Source organism: Curtobacterium sp. MCSS17_008 (genome assembly GCF_003234185.1).
Classification (GTDB): Bacteria; Actinomycetota; Actinomycetes; order Actinomycetales; family Microbacteriaceae; genus Curtobacterium.
In genome coordinates this window covers 100,666-115,517 of record NZ_QKSM01000007.1, presented here as the reverse complement: position 1 = coordinate 115,517, position 14,852 = coordinate 100,666, and the positions used below count along the sequence as shown (strand labels likewise).

Sequence of the window (14,852 nt, the reverse complement as noted above, 5' to 3'; positions counted from 1 at the left end):
TCACGCGCCTCCCGGCCGTCGACCGGTCGTGTCACTGCGGGCGGTGCGGCACGTTCCGACGGAACAGTCCGGGCAGCAGCCCGCCGATCTTCGTCCCGATGCACAGGCTCACGAAGGTCGCCAGCGGCGTCGCGAGCGCCACCGGGTCGAAGGTCGCGACGGCCACGAGCCCGACGGTCCCGGGCACGAGCAGCAGGAACGCCGGGAAGAACGACACCGTCGCCGGGATGACCGGCACCAGCCGCTCGAGCAGCCGTGTCGTGACGAACAGCAACGCCGCTGCGGCCCCCGTCGCGACCACGCTGCCCCAGAGCGGCGTCGTCCCGCTCACCACGGCGTACGCGCTGACCATGACCGCCACGGACACGAGCGTGAGCCGCCATCCGGAGCGGAACACGAGCCCGAGGCCGACGGCCAGACCGACCACCGCGACCCAGGACACCCAGTACGAGGGGACGGCCTCCCAACCACCACGCAGCGTGCCGACGCCGGCGACCTCGCCGACGAGCGCTGCCGACGACGGGTCGACCCGCAACCCGGTGAGAGCGCTCCCGGCACCGATGCCCGCCGCCATGAAGCCGAGCATGATGAGCCCCTGCACGAGGCGCGACGCTCCGGTGACGATGTCCGCGGCGGTGAGCTCGAGCAGCGCGTTGGTGATGAGCGCGCCGGGCACGAAGACCGCGACCGGGGCGCACACCGCGAAGAGGGGGACGTGGTCGAACCCGGTGCCGGCCGCGACGAGGCCCACGACCGTCGTCGACATGAAGGCGGCGAGGAACGGGATGATCGCCACGGCCTCGCGGAACCGGCGGAGCACGAGGCTGAGCACCCCGACCAGGGCACCGACGACGAGGGCGAGCACGATCGCCCACCACGGGCAGCGGAAGACGACCGCCAGGCCGAACGAGGTCAGGGCGTTGCCGGTGATCCACGGGAGGGCGGGCGGCGGGGTCGTGCCGGCGCGGATGGCCCGGACGCGGGCGGGGATCTCGGCGAGGGCGATCGACCCGCGCTCGAGTCCGAGGACGAGCCGGTTCGCCCGCGCGGCCTGGCGCGAGGAGAGCTCGACGCCCTCGGCGTTCACGATGGTGGCGGCACCGGTCGCGACCTCGCTCACCATGACGAGCGCCGGCAGGACGCCGATGGCGAGCGTCGGGCCGACCCCGGCCGCGTCTCGCGCCTTCTCGAGGGCCGACCGGACGTCCGTCACGGAGCTGCCGGCGTCCAGCAGCAGGGCGCCGAGCGTCCCGAGCAGCATGCCGACCGGGACGGTCTCGCCGTCGACGACCTCGACGTGTGCCTCCGGCCGGTTGAGCGCGTTGCGCAGGTTCGCGAGGGCGCTTCCGAGTCCGACCACGAGGACGATGCTAGGTGGTGACGCCAGTGGTCCGCGAAAGCGACGGAGGACACGTGTGCTCCCGGCGACCACGGTCGCCCCGGGCGACCGCTCGCAGGTGTGGGCCGCGGGACGGCGGCGGTCGTGCCTCCCGGCCGGCGTCCACCGACCCGCGTTCCGTACCCCCGGTGGGACTCGAACCCACAACTCAGCGATTTTAAGTCGCGTGCCTCTACCGATTGGGCCACGGGGGCGGGCCGCAACAGCCTACCGACGCGAGAGGCGGTCACCCCGCCGGGGTGACCGCCTCTCGTGTGGAGCGTGTGCCTACTTGGCGTCGGCAGGGGCCGCGACCGGGGCGGCGTCCTTCGAGACGTCCTCCGCCGGGGTGGCGTACGCGGGACCGGCGGCGTCGGCCGGCTGCCCCTCGGCCGGAGCCGGGGCAGCGGCGGGCGCCGGGGCCTCCACCGCGGGCTTCGGACGCGACGCGAACGCCTCGAACGCGGCACGCGGGGTCTCACGGTCATCGAGCGACGCGATGTCGCGGCCGAGGAAGAAGCCGCCCACCCAGTCGCCGATGACGCGCCACTTGCGCTCCCACGACGGCATCGCCAGACCGTGGTAACCGCGGTGCGCACCCCAGGCGAGGAAGCCCTTCATCGCGAACTTGCCGGACTGGAACACACCGGTTCCGAGACCGAGGCCCGCGACGGCGCCGAGGTTCTCGTGCTTGTAGTCGGTCGTCGCCTCGCCGCGGATGACCGCGGTCAGGTTCTTGGCGAGCTGCTTCGCCTGGCGCACCGCGTGCTGGGCGTTCGGCACGCAGAAGCCGCCGACACCGCCACCCGTCAGGTCCGGGACGGCAGCGACGTCGCCGCAGGCCCATGCGTCGGCGACCACGCCCTCGTCGTCGACCACGCGGAGGTCGGGCTGCACGCGGATGCGGCCGCGCTGCTCGAGCGGGAAGTCGGTGCCCTTGACCATCGGGTTCGCCATCACGCCGGCGGTCCAGATGATCAGGTCGGACTCGATCGTCTGGATCGAGTCGTCCTTGGCCTTCAGCTGGCAGACGCCGCCCTCGGCCGAGGCCAGCTGCGTGTCGAGGTGCACGGTCGCGCCGCGCTCAGCGAGGTTCTGCAGCACCCAGTGCGAGGTCTCGAGGGAGACCTCGGGCATGATGCGCCCCATCGCCTCGACCAGGTGGAAGTGCGTGTCGTCGAACGACAGCTCCGGGTAGCTCTTCAGCAGGTCCGAGGCGAACGAGCGGAGCTCGGCGAACACCTCGATGCCGGCGAAGCCGCCGCCGACCACGACGACCGTGAGCAGGCGGTCGCGCTCGGGACCGGCCGGCAGGTTCGCCGCCTTGTGGAAGTTCGTGAGGATCTTGTCGCGGATCGCGGCCGCTTCCTCGATGGTCTTCAGACCGATGGCCTCGTCCGCGACGCCCGGGATCGGGAACGTGCGCGAGACGGCACCGGCCGTCATGACGATCTGGTCGTAGGACTCCTCCCACGCCTCGCCCTCGGCCGGGGTGATCGTCGCGGTCTTCGTCGCGTGGTCGACCGCGGTGACCTTTGCCGTGACGACGCGGGTCTTCTTGAGGTGACGACGGTGCGAGACGACCGCGTGGCGCGGCTCGATCGAACCGGCGGCGACCTCGGGGAGGAACGGCTGGTACGTCATGTAGGGCAGCGGGTCCACCATGACGACCTCGGCTTCGCCCTGACGAAGGTGCTTCTCGAGCTTCCAGGCGGTGTAGAAACCGGCGTAGCCGCCGCCGACGACGAGGATCTTGGGCACGGGGGATGATCTCCTTGGAGTGGGGTGATGGCTTGCCGGGAGGCTGGTCAGACTTCGCCGCCACCCGCCCCGACTCCAGCGTCTGCCAGGCCATCATACGCCCGGCACTCACACCGGGAGGGCGACCAGGTCGCGCGCTCGAGCGCGAGGTCGCCGATGGGGTTGACGCCGGGGCCGGCTGCGAGGGCGTGGCCGACGAGCGCGTGCAGGCACTTCACACGGGTGGGCATGCCACCCGCACTGATGCCGTCGATCTCGTCGACGTGCTCGATCGACTCGCGGTCCGCCAGGTAGGACTCGTGGGCCGCGCGGTACTGCGCCGCGACGGTCTCGTCCTCGAGCAGGGCCGCGAGTTCGGGCATGACGTGGTTCGCCTCGAGGGTGCTCACGGCCGTGGTGGCGGCGGGGTGGCACAGGTAGTACAGGGTCGGGAACGGGGTGCCGTTCCCGAGTCGGGGCTTCGTGGACACGACGGTGGGGTTGCCGCAGACACACCGTGCCGCGATCCCGACGACGTCGCGGGCCGGTCGCCCGAGCTGCGCCGACACGACCTGGATGTCGCGGTCGGACGGCGGGTCGAAGGGAGGGGTCGTCACGGGCACGTGAGCCTACCCGAGTCCCGCGCGCCGACCTACTCCGTGTCGGCGGTGGCGGCGCCCGTCGGGTCGCCGGTGCCGTTGACGTCCGGGGCGACGAGTTCCTCGGTGGTCTTCTCGGTCAGACCGGACTGCAGCACGCTAGACAGCATCGCCTGCACCCAGTCGACCTTCGGCGTCTGCACGTCCGAGCTCACCGGGCTGCCGGAGTCGGTCTCGGCGCGGCCGGACCCGTCGGCGTCCTCCGCGCCCATCACGAGGTAGCTCTCCTCGCCCGGGTACACGTAGAGCAGCCGGTCGCGGGCCTGCGCCTCGATGTAGGCGCGGTCGTCCCACCGGGCGACGTCGTGCTTCTTCTGCGCCACGTCGGCCTTCTGGGACGCGACCTCGCGCTGCTGCTGCGCGATCTGCTCCTGCTGCTGGATGAGCGTGCGGAGCGAGGGCGCGAGCACCACCACGAACAGCACGATGATGCCGAGCATGAGCAGGCTGAAGCCCGAGAACCGGATCGACCGGTACCAGGGCTGTTCGTGCGCGCCGGTCTCCGGCATGGCCACGGGGACGCGGCGGACGCGGGGCTTCTGGCTGGGCACGTCTCGACGATAACCCGACGTGCCTGCGGCGCAGGGACCGGCGCGCGGACGCCCGGTCGCCTCCCAGCCGGCCGGGAGGCGCGTCTTCCGGTCGCACGACCCGCCGCCCGGTCCCGGGTTCCGGTCGCACGACCCGCCGCCGGCGGACGTTCCGGTCGCACGACCCGCCGCCGACGGACGTTCCGGTCGCACGACCCGCCGCCGAGTCGGAAGCTGAGCGGCAGGTCGTGCGACCGGAGGACGGCCGACGACCGGGCGGCGTGCCGGAACGGCGAGACGCCGCCCTCCCGGAGGAGGACGGCGTCCGTCGTGGTGCGGGGTGCGACCTAGAGCGCAGCGGCGCGGGGGAACGCGGTGCGGCCGGCGTAGACAGCGGCGTCGCCGAGCTCCTCCTCGATGCGGAGCAGCTGGTTGTACTTCGCGACGCGGTCCGAGCGGGCCGGGGCACCGGTCTTGATCTGGCCACCGTCGACGGCCACCGCGATGTCGGCGATGGTGGTGTCCTCGGTCTCGCCCGAGCGGTGCGACAGGATCGCGGTCATGCCGTGGCGGTGCGCCAGGGAGACGGCGTCGAGGGTCTCGGTGAGCGTGCCGATCTGGTTCACCTTGACCAGGATCGAGTTGCCGGCCTGCTCGTCGATGCCCCGCTGCAGGCGCTTCGGGTTCGTGACGTACAGGTCGTCGCCGACGAGCTGCAGCTTCGAACCGAGCTCGGCGGTCAGGTGCTTCCAGCCCTCCCAGTCGTCCTCGGCGAGGGCGTCCTCGATGGTGACGAGCGGGTAGTTCGCGACGAGGTCCGAGAAGTACCCGGTGAACTCCTCGCTCGAGAGCTGCTTGCCCTCGAACGCGTACTTGCCGTCGTGGAAGAACTCGGTCGCGGCGACGTCGAGGCCGAGCGCGATGTCCTTGCCCGGGGTGAAGCCGGCCTTCTCGATGGCGGCCAGCAGGAAGTCGAGCGCAGCGCGGTTGGACGCGAGCTCCGGCGCGAAGCCACCCTCGTCGCCCAGGCCGGTCGCCAGGCCCTGCTTCTTCAGCTCACCCTTGAGGGCGTGGTAGGTCTCGACACCCCAGCGCAGGGCCTCGGAGAAGCTCTCGGCACCGTAGGGCACGAGGAAGAACTCCTGGATGTCGACGTTGGTGTCGGCGTGTGCGCCACCGTTGACGACGTTCATGAGCGGGACGGGCAGCGTGTGCGCGTTCGGCCCACCGAGGTAGCGGAACAGCGGCAGGTCGGCGGAGTCGGCGGCGGCACGGGCCACGGCGAGCGAGGCGCCGAGGATCGCGTTCGCACCGAGGCGCGACTTGTTCTCGGTGCCGTCGAGCTCGATGAGCGCGGCGTCGACCAGACGCTGGTCGGTGGCGTCGAAGCCCTCGAGCGCCGGGCCGATCTCGTCGAGGACGGCGTCGACGGCCTTGAGGACGCCCTTGCCGCCGTAGCGGTTCGCGTCGCCGTCACGGAGCTCGTACGCCTCGAACGCGCCGGTGGACGCACCGGACGGGACGAGCGCGCGCGAGACGACGCCGTCGTCGAGGAGGACCTCGACCTCGACCGTCGGGTTGCCTCGGGAATCGAGGACTTCGCGTGCGCCTACGGCATCGATCTGGGCCACGGGGTACTCCCTACACGTTCGGTTGTGGTGGATTGCGGGTCGATCCTACCGAGGGCCGGTGGCGCCCTGTCAGCGGATGACGTCGGTGGTGGAGGAGTTCACGCCAGTGGACGGAACTCGACACCTTCCAGGGTCTCGGTGTCGGCACGCACGCTCGCGAAGGCAGCGAAGCCCTGGTCGGCGAGCGAGGCGAGCAGGTTCTTCGTGTTCTTCGGCCGGCGCTCGAGCCGGACCCGACGGTGCGTCGCGAGGGCCTCGGTCTTCAGCGCGGCGAGGCGCACCGGGTCGACGTCCTTGTCGTACAGGAGCACGACGGCGTCGGACTCGGCCGACTCGGGCAGCGTCACCAGGTCGACGAGCCGCTCGAACCCGAGCGAGAACCCGACCGCGGGGACGTCCTGCCCGAGGAAGCGACCGATCATGCCGTCGTACCGACCGCCCCCGCCCAGGCTGTAGCCGAAGTCGGGGTGCGCGACCTCGAAGATCGTGCCCGTGTAGTACCCCATGCCCCGGACGAGCGTCGGGTCGAAGCGCAGGTCCACGCCGGGCAGCGCCGCACGGAGGCGGGCCAGGTCACCGAACGCCTCGGCGTCGAGCCACGGGACCCCCTCGACCGAGTCCCAGTCCGCCGCCTCCAGCGCCCGGATGGTGTCCTCGAGCCCCGGGAGGTCGGCACCGACGGTCTCGCGGAGCTCCGCGGCGACACCGTCGGGCCCGATCTTGTCGAGCTTGTCGACGGTGATGAGCGCACGGTCCGCGGCGACCGGCTCGGTGATCCCCCACGACGCCAGCAGCGCCAGCAGGATGCGGCGGTCGTTGATCCGGATCGTGGTGTCGGCGACCCCGAGCGCGTCGAGCGCCGCGGTCGTCGCCCGGATGAGCTCGATCTCGGCGAGCTGCCCGGGCTCGCCGAGGATGTCGATGTCGCACTGGACGAACTGGCGGTAGCGACCCTTCTGCGGACGCTCAGCGCGCCAGACCGGGGCGATCTGCACGGCGCGGAACACCGAGGGGAGCTCGGCGCGGTGCGAGGCGTAGAAGCGGGCGAGCGGGACCGTCAGGTCGAACCGGAGCCCGAGGTCGGCGAGGTCGAGGGGCGCAGCGGCCTGCTGCAGGTCCTCGGTGGTGAGCCCGCGGCGCATGACCGCGAACGCGAGCTTCTCGTTGTCGCCACCGAGCCCGGAGTGCAGCCGAGCGGCGTCCTCGACGACGGGCGTCTCGATCTCGTCGAACCCGTGGCGCGCGTAGACGCTCCGGATCACACCGAGGACGTGCTCACGACGGGCCTTGTCCGCCGGGAGGAAGTCGCGCATGCCACGGGGAGCCGTCACGGTCGTCGCCATGCGCCAATCCTGCCAGAACGGCACATGCCCCTTGCACGCCACCCGATCCGCTGATACTCTGCATGCAGAACCTCGGTTCGGTGGTCCCCTGATCCGGCCACCGGATCGTTCGCGGGGCCGGTGTGCTGCAACGGTGCCCCGCGGTTCGAGCGGGTGTCCCTGTCGACGCGACTTCCCTGGTGCGTCGAGACCCGCTCGCGGGCACCCTCCTTTTTCGGGTTGGGAGGGTGCCCGCTCTCTCGTCCCCGCCCATCCGCGCCCGGGTGCCGCTCTGCGCGACTCAGCACGGACGGGAGGCACGACTCACTCGCCGACGCGCGCCTCGGCTTCGAGGCGGGACACCGCGGCCCGCAGGCTCGCGGCCACGTCGATCCCGACTTCCCGCGCCGCCGCGACCTCCGTGAGCATCCCCGCGCCCCACCGCTCGTCGACGGCACCCTCCGACCCGCTGCCGTCAGCAGCTGCGGCGGCCGACGTGGCGGCGACGACCGTGGCGGCGTCCCCTCGCTCCTCGAGCCGCTCGAGCAGCTTCACCGCGCGCTCCAACGGCGGCATCGCCCTCGGGACGCCGTCGAACACGCTCGTCCGCGCAACCTTCTCCGCCGACTTCGCAGCACGCCAGACCCGCACGACCTCGTCCTCCGTGTCCGCTCGTTCGTCGCCGAACACGTGCGGGTGCCGGCGGACCATCTTGTCCCGCACCCCGGCAGCGACGTCCTCGAGGTCGAACCGACCGGCTGCGTCCGCGAGTCCTGCGTGGAGCACCACCTGGTAGAGCACGTCACCGAGCTCCTCGCGCAGGTCGGAGTCGTCCCCGGAGTCGATCGCGTCCACCAGCTCGTAGGACTCCTCCACGGCGTAGCGGGCGAGCGAGGCGTGCGTCTGTGCTCGGTTCCAGACGCAACCACCCTCGGGCGCGAGCAGGCGGTCGACGACTTCGACGAGGTCCGTGACGGCGGTCATCGCGCCATGCTCGCACGCAGGCTCCTCCGGTAGGCTGGCCAACGGTGTGTCGGGAAGTCTGGTCGACGGCCCTCCTCCCCTACCCACTCACCGGAGATCCATGTCGGCACTCGTCCGCTCCCCCCGTTTCAGCGCCATCGCGCTCCTCACCGCCGCCGTGCTCGGCCTGCTCGTGGCGAACTCGCCGATCGGCCCCGGCCTCGAACGACTCCTCGACGCGCACTCGCCCTGGGGTGCTGTCGGCCTCGACCTCTCCGTCTCGCACTGGATCAGCGACGGGCTGCTCGCCGTGTTCTTCCTGCTCGTGGCGATCGAGCTGAAGCAGGAGCTCCTGGACGGCGAGCTGTCGAACCCGAAGACCGCGGTCATCCCCGCGATCGCGGCGGTCGGAGGCGTGGTCGTCCCGGCGGGCATCTACCTGGCCGTCACGACGGGCACGGCGTACCAGCACGGGTGGCCGATCCCCACGGCGACGGACATCGCGTTCGCACTCGGCGTCCTCGCGATGTTCGGTCGAGGGCTGCCGTCGACGCTCCGGGTGTTCCTGCTCGCGCTGGCGGTGCTCGACGACCTCATCGCGATCGTCATCATCGCGGTCGTCTTCGCGCACGGCACCGACTTCCTCGCCCTCGGGGGCGCGGTCGTCGCACTCGCCGTATTCGCCGTGCTCGGCCGACTGCTGCGGCCGGGTCGTACGGGTCAGCTGTGGATCATCGCGGCGATGGTCCTGGTCGGCCTCGTGACGTGGTGGCTCGTGCACCACTCGGGTGTGCACGCGACCATTGCCGGCGTCGCGCTCGGTCTGGTCCTGCCGCGTCGCCCCGGGCACACGGTGTACGACCGGGTCGAGCCGTGGTCGAACGGCATCGTCCTGCCCCTGTTCGCGTTCGCGTCCGCAGCCGTCGTGATCCCGAGCGTCGGCCTCGGCGAGCTCTCCCCCACGTTCTGGGCCGTCGTCCTCGCGCTCCCGGTCGGCAAGGTGATCGGCATCACCCTGTTCGGTGCGGTCGCGACGCGCATCTTCCGCGCGCCGGGGCGCTCGACGCTCTCGTTCTGGTCGATCGTCACGGTGGGCGTGCTCGGCGGGATCGGCTTCACGGTCTCGCTGCTCATGAACGAGCTGGCGTTCGCCCGCAACGAGGAGATCCTCGACGAGGGCGTCCTCGCCGTGCTCGTCGGCTCCGGTCTCGCGATCCTCGCGTCCGCGGTCGTGGTCAGCCTGCGCGCCCGCCGCTACCGCGCGCGCCGCGAGCTGTCCGACGTCGAGGCCACTGAGTAGGTCGACGCCCCGACGACAGCGGCGCTGTCCCACGGCAGCGCTGCCCACCTGCCCCGGGAAAGCCGGGAGGGACGGTGCCAGCTGGCACCGTCCCTCCCGTCCGTCCCGGGCCGTGTCTCAGGAGGCGGTCGTCTCCGCCGGAGCCTTCGACGCGCCGTAGACGGCCGTGAGGATGCTCTCCACCCACTGGATGAGCCCGTCGTCGGGCAGCGTCTCGCCGTGCGGCTTCGGCAGCGGGATGCTCGCGGCGTCCTGCTGCGGGAACCAGCGCGCGCCCGGGAACATCCGCTTGAGCCGGATCTGCGCCGAGTCGGCGAGCTCCTTGCCGGCGACACGCAGGTTGGACCCCATCACGACCACGTCGGACAGGCCGACCTGCTGGGCCATGCGGCGGAGACGCGACACCTCGACCAGGGTGAGCACTGCCTGCGGCGGCTGCCCGTAGCGGTCGGTGAGCTCGTCGAGCACCATGTCGATGGCCTCGACCTGCGCCGCTGGGGCCGACGCCGCCGAGAGCTTCTGGTAGGCCTCGAGCCGGAGCCGCTCGGACTCGACGTAGTCCTCGGGGATGTGCGCGTCCACGGGGATCTCGAGTCGGAGCTCGGTCTGCCCCTCGGCGACGTCACCGCGGAACTGCGACACCGCCTCACCGATCATGCGCAGGTACAGGTCGAAGCCGACGCCCGCGATGTGTCCGGACTGCTCGCCGCCGAGCAGGTTGCCCGCACCGCGGATCTCGAGGTCCTTCATCGCGACCTGCATGCCGGCGCCCAGCTCGTTGTTCGCAGCGATGGTCTCGAGGCGGTCCTGGGCGGTCTCGGAGAGCGGCTTGTCCGCGTCGTACAGGAAGTACGCGTACCCGCGCTCGCGACCACGACCGACACGACCGCGCAGCTGGTGGAGCTGCGACAGGCCGTACTTGTCGGCCTTGTCGATGATGAGCGTGTTCGCGTTCGCGATGTCGAGACCCGTCTCGACGATGGTGGTCGAGACGAGGACGTCGAACTTCCGCTCCCAGAAGTCGACCATCACCTGCTCCAGGGTGCCCTCGGACATCTGCCCGTGGGCGACCTGGATCCGGGCCTCGGGCACGATCTCGGCCAGGTGCGAGGCAACGGACTGGATGTCCTTGACGCGGTTGTGGACGTAGAAGACCTGGCCCTCGCGCAGCAGCTCGCGCCGGATCGCCGCAGCGACCTGGAGATCGGACTGCGGCCCGACGAAGGTGAGGATCGGGTGGCGGTCCTCCGGCGGGGTCGCGAGCGTCGACATCTCGCGGATGCCCGTCACCGCCATCTCGAGCGAGCGCGGGATCGGTGTCGCCGACATAGCGAGGACGTCGACGTTCGTCTTGAGCTTCTTCAGCTGGTCCTTGTGCTCGACGCCGAACCGCTGCTCCTCGTCGATGATGACGAGGCCGACGTCCTTGAACTGGATGCTCTGCGACAGGATCCGGTGCGTGCCGATCACGATGTCGACCGTCCCGTCGGCGAGACCGGCGATCGTCTCCTTCGACTCCTTCTCGGTCTGGAAGCGGCTGAGGGCGCGCAGGTGCACCGGGAAGCCCGCGAAGCGCTCCTGGAACGTCTCCATGTGCTGGCGGACGAGCAGCGTCGTCGGCACGAGGACGGCGACCTGCTTGCCGTCCTGCACGGCCTTGAACGCCGCGCGGATCGCGACCTCGGTCTTGCCGTAGCCGACGTCGCCGGACAGCAGCCGGTCCATCGGGATCGGGCTCTCCATGTCCCGCTTGATCTCGTCGATGGTGGTGAGCTGGTCGGCGGTCTCGGCGAACGGGAACGCCTCTTCGAGCTCGCGCTGCCACGGGGTGTCCGGGCCGAACGCGTGGCCCTTGGACGCCATGCGCGCCGAGTAGAGCTTCACGAGGTCGACAGCGATGTCGCGGACGGCCTTCCGCGCCTTCGACTTCGCGGCCGACCAGTCCGACCCGCCCATCTTCGACAGCGTCGGGTTCTCGCCGCCGACGTAGCGGGACAGCTGGTCGAGCTGGTCGGTCGGCACGAAGAGCTTGTCGCCGGGGTAGTTCCGCTTCGACGGGGCGTACTCGAGCACGAGGTACTCACGCTGCGTCTTCACCGCGTTGCGGCCGCCGGAACTGACCTCGCGCGAGACGAGTTCGACGAACTTCCCGATGCCGTGCGTGTTGTGCACGACGACGTCGCCCGGCTTGAGCTGCAGCGGGTCGACGACGTTCTTGCGGCGGGCCGCGAGCTTCTTGACGGTGCGGGCGCCCTGCTGGACGCTGCGGCCGTAGAACTCGGCCTCGCTCAGGACGGCGATGCGTGGGTCAGGGGTGGCGAACCCGGCCTCGACCGTGGCGGTCGTGACGATCGCGACGCCCGGCTCCGGCGGTGCGGTGAGGTCCTCGGCACGCGCAGCCACCCCGGCGTCGGCGAGGACCTGGACGGCGCGCTCGACCAGTCCCTTGCCCTGTGCGGTGACGACCACGGCCCAACCGTCGTCCACCAGCTGCTGCACGTGCGCCACGGCACCGTCGGCGCTGCCGGCGAAGCTCGGGATCGACTCGGCGCGCACGCGGATGTACTCGCCCGCTTCGGCTGCTGCCTCGGCGTCGGTCAGGACCCGGTCGCGGTCGCCCTCGTCCAGCCCGGAGTCGAACGGTGTGACCGTCCACCACGTGCGCTGCCCACGACCGTTCTTCAGCTGCTGCACGGTGAGGAAGTTGCCGGCGTCGAGGTCGATCGGCGCCTGCGCCCCCGCGACGGCGGCACTCCACGCGGCCTGCAGGAACTCGGTGTTCGTCTCGGCCAGGCTGTGCGCGCGACCGCTCACCCGCTCGGGCGAGAGGACCGCGACCGTCGCGGCCTCGGGCAGGTAGGTCGTGATCGGCACGAGGTCCTGGACGAGCGCCGGTGCGAGGGACTCCATGCCCTCGACCGGGATGCCCTCGGCGATCTTCGCCAGCATCTGCGACAGGTTCGGGAACTCGTGGAGCATCTCGCGCGCCCGCTGCCGGACGTCGTCGCTGAGCAGCAGCTCGCGCGACGCCGTGAGCTCGACGGCACCGAGGTCGTCGTCGGTGGTGCGCTGGTCGGCGACCGAGAAGGCCTTGATCGCCTCGATCTCGTCGCCGAAGAAGTCGACGCGGACCGGGTGGTCGGCACCGGGCGGGAAGACGTCGAGGATGCCACCGCGCACCGCGAACTCGCCGCGGCGGGTGACGAGGTCGACACGCGCGTACGCGAGGTCCACGAGCTGCGAGGCGATCTGCGCGAGGTCGTTGCCGCGTGAACCGGTGCGGAGCGCGACCGGCGCGAGCGAGGTCAGGTTGCCCGCGATCGGCTGGAGCGCCGCGCGGACGCTGGCGACGACGACGACCGTGCGGCGGTCGGCCGGGTCGGCGTCCTGCCACGCGGCGAGCTTCCGGAGCGTGGCGATGCGGGTGCCGACGGTCTGCGCGCTCGGGCTGAGGCGCTCGTGCGGCAGGGTCTCCCACGCGGGGAACTCGAGGACCTCGGCGTCGGGGAGGGTGCACGTGAAGGCCCCGCGGACGGCCTCGGCCTCACGCCCGGTGGCGGTCACGACGAACAGGCACTGCGGGCCGTTCCGCTCGGCGAGCAGTGCGCCGAGCAGCGGGACGCGCAGGCCGTCGACGACCGAGAAGTCCGCGTCACGCCCGGCGGCGCGCAGGACACGATCGAACGCGGAGGCGCGCGAGAGCGCAGGGATGATGCCCGAGATCGTCACTCAGACGATGGTACCGGCGGCCTCCGACACGCGGTCCGACGTGCGCGAGCGGCGAACAGGTGTCAGCTCCGGTGCCGGCGTGCGCGGCCGCCGAGGAGGACCCCGCCGGCGACGAGGACCGCAGCAGCCAGCAGCACGGGGACGATCGGGCCGGTACCGGTCCAGGCGAGCGGTCCCGCCCGTCGCGTGGCGGGATCCGCGTCCACTCCGTCAGCGGCAGCGCCGGTCCGCTCGGTCGACGTCGGCTCGCTGGAGTCCGGGTCGGTCACGGGCGCCTCGGCCACCGGACGGCCGGGAGGCTCGGTGCCGGTCCCCGGCGCGCCCGCCGGTCCCGACGGGGTCGCCTCGGGGCCGGGGGCCGTCGTCGGTGCGGTCGTCGGTGCGGTCGTCGGTGCGGTCGTCGGTGCGGTCGTGGGCACGGCGGTCGCCGACGGGGACGGGTCGGCGGTCGGGGTCGGATCACCCGTCGGCGTCGGGGCGCTGGACGGCTCGGACGTCGGAGCGCTCGACGGCTCCGCCGAGGTCGGCACCGGGCTGGGGACGACCACCGCGCGCCCGGACGACACTGCCGTGACGACCCGCTGCCGGTTGTAGTCCGCCACGACGAGGCTGCGGTCCGGACCGACGGACACCGCCGTCGGGTTCACCAGCGGCGAGCCGTCCGGGGCGCTCGAGAACGCCTGCGTCCACGTGCCGCCGGTCCGCGCCCAGACCGCACCGCGCCCGTTGTCCACCACGAAGACGTCACCGTCGTCGACGGCGACGCCCCGTGGCCGGGTCTGCGCGTCACCCGGGAACCCGAGAGCGGTCACCGTGCCGGTCGCGCGGTCGAGCTGCCAGACCTCGTCGACCCCCGCGTCGGACACGGTGAGCGTCCCGCCGTCACCGGACGAGGCGACACCGCTCGGGTCCGTCCAGGGGCCGGCCACGGCTGCCCAGGTCCCGCTCCCGAGCTCGGTCGTGAAGAGCGCGCCACTGCCCGGCACCGCGGCGTAGACGGTTGAGCCGACGACGGCCAGCTCGGAGACCGCGCGCCGGTCGGGCGGAGCGGTCCGCGACAGCACGTCGCCGTCCGCGCCGAGGACCGTGAAGGAGCGGCGTCCGGCCTCGGCCACGAGGATGCGGCCGTCGGCGGTGGTGGTCACCGCCGACGGGTTCCACATGTCGCGGGGGCCGGTACCGAAGGGAGCGACCACGCTCCAGGCACCGTCCGACGCGCGCCGCAGCAGCCCGTTCGCGGAGAAGTCGGCCACGAGGAGCCTGCCGTCGGACTCGTGGTGCACGTCGTTCGGTGCGCCGAAGGACGACGCGACCGGGGGTGCGGAGGACTCGGCGGACGTCGGGGTCCAGGTCTCGGTCGCAGCGACGGCACCGTCCTGCGTGAGGACCGAGCCGAGGCCCACGGCGATCACCGCGATCGCCGCCGGGACGACGGCCACCACCGTCCGGAGTCCGTGCGCCCGTCGTGCCCGGTGTGCTGCTCGTCCCACGGTCGTTCCCCTCGTCGTCGGGGATCGCCACCCCGTGGGCGAACGTACCGATCGTCGGGGTACGTGAGAGTCCCCCAGTTCGGGGACCACGCGCGTACCGGACAGCAACG

General features: G+C 71.9%; 10 protein-coding genes and 1 tRNA gene. 1 reads left to right on the top strand and 10 read right to left on the bottom strand.

Annotated features, from left to right (window positions below; genetic code table 11):
- Positions 1–31: 31 nt before the first annotated feature.
- From DEJ23_RS09435 to DEJ23_RS09400, 8 genes are all read right to left on the bottom strand, one after another.
- Entirely contained in the window at positions 32–1,360 is a 1,329-nt protein-coding gene (locus DEJ23_RS09435; RefSeq protein ID WP_111239997.1) for a threonine/serine exporter family protein, read from the bottom strand.
- A gap of 159 nt (positions 1,361–1,519) precedes the next feature.
- Positions 1,520–1,593, bottom strand: a tRNA-Leu gene (locus DEJ23_RS09430).
- A gap of 73 nt (positions 1,594–1,666) precedes the next feature.
- Positions 1,667–3,139 (bottom strand): NAD(P)/FAD-dependent oxidoreductase, encoded by a 1,473-nt coding sequence (locus DEJ23_RS09425; protein WP_111239996.1) that lies wholly within the window; start codon positions 3,137–3,139, stop codon positions 1,667–1,669.
- 47 nt (positions 3,140–3,186) lie between these two features.
- Entirely contained in the window at positions 3,187–3,735 is a 549-nt protein-coding gene (locus tag DEJ23_RS09420) for a DUF501 domain-containing protein (protein WP_111240051.1), read from the bottom strand.
- A gap of 35 nt (positions 3,736–3,770) precedes the next feature.
- Positions 3,771–4,328 (bottom strand): septum formation initiator family protein, encoded by a 558-nt coding sequence (locus DEJ23_RS09415; RefSeq protein ID WP_111239995.1) that lies wholly within the window; start codon positions 4,326–4,328, stop codon positions 3,771–3,773.
- A 326-nt stretch (positions 4,329–4,654) separates the two neighbouring features.
- Positions 4,655–5,938 (bottom strand): phosphopyruvate hydratase, encoded by a 1,284-nt coding sequence (eno, locus tag DEJ23_RS09410; RefSeq protein WP_058728084.1) that lies wholly within the window; start codon positions 5,936–5,938, stop codon positions 4,655–4,657.
- A 98-nt stretch (positions 5,939–6,036) separates the two neighbouring features.
- Entirely contained in the window at positions 6,037–7,281 is a 1,245-nt protein-coding gene (gene hisS / locus DEJ23_RS09405; RefSeq protein ID WP_111239994.1) for a histidine--tRNA ligase, read from the bottom strand.
- 303 nt (positions 7,282–7,584) lie between these two features.
- Complete coding sequence (locus DEJ23_RS09400; RefSeq protein WP_111239993.1) at positions 7,585–8,244, bottom strand: MazG family protein; 660 nt, start codon at positions 8,242–8,244, stop codon at positions 7,585–7,587.
- Between the two features lie 100 nt (positions 8,245–8,344).
- Here DEJ23_RS09400 and nhaA point away from each other — a divergent pair, with 100 nt between their 5' ends.
- Positions 8,345–9,523 carry a Na+/H+ antiporter NhaA gene (gene nhaA, locus DEJ23_RS09395; protein ID WP_111239992.1) on the top strand — a complete coding sequence of 393 codons (1,179 nt, stop codon included), beginning with the start codon at positions 8,345–8,347 and terminating at the stop codon, positions 9,521–9,523.
- 117 nt (positions 9,524–9,640) lie between these two features.
- On the opposite strand, the gene mfd is transcribed toward nhaA, so the two are convergent.
- On the bottom strand, positions 9,641–13,252 hold the full coding sequence (mfd, locus tag DEJ23_RS09390; RefSeq protein ID WP_111239991.1) for a transcription-repair coupling factor: 3,612 nt from the start codon (positions 13,250–13,252) through the stop codon (positions 9,641–9,643).
- Positions 13,253–13,314: 62 nt separating this feature from the next.
- The gene (locus DEJ23_RS15415; protein ID WP_146240246.1) at positions 13,315–14,742 is read right to left on the bottom strand and encodes a hypothetical protein; all 1,428 of its coding nucleotides are present in this window, start codon (positions 14,740–14,742) and stop codon (positions 13,315–13,317) included.
- Positions 14,743–14,852: the final 110 nt, after the last annotated feature.

Bases quoted from the DNA above. Each gene is read 5' to 3' on its own strand.
- hisS (WP_111239994.1), bottom strand. From the start codon at position 7,281: ATGGCGACGACCGTGACGGCTCCCCGTGGCATGCGCGACTTCCTCCCG.
- DEJ23_RS09400 (WP_111239993.1), bottom strand. From the start codon at position 8,244: ATGACCGCCGTCACGGACCTCGTCGAAGTCGTCGACCGCCTGCTCGCG.
- nhaA (WP_111239992.1), top strand. From the start codon at position 8,345: ATGTCGGCACTCGTCCGCTCCCCCCGTTTCAGCGCCATCGCGCTCCTC.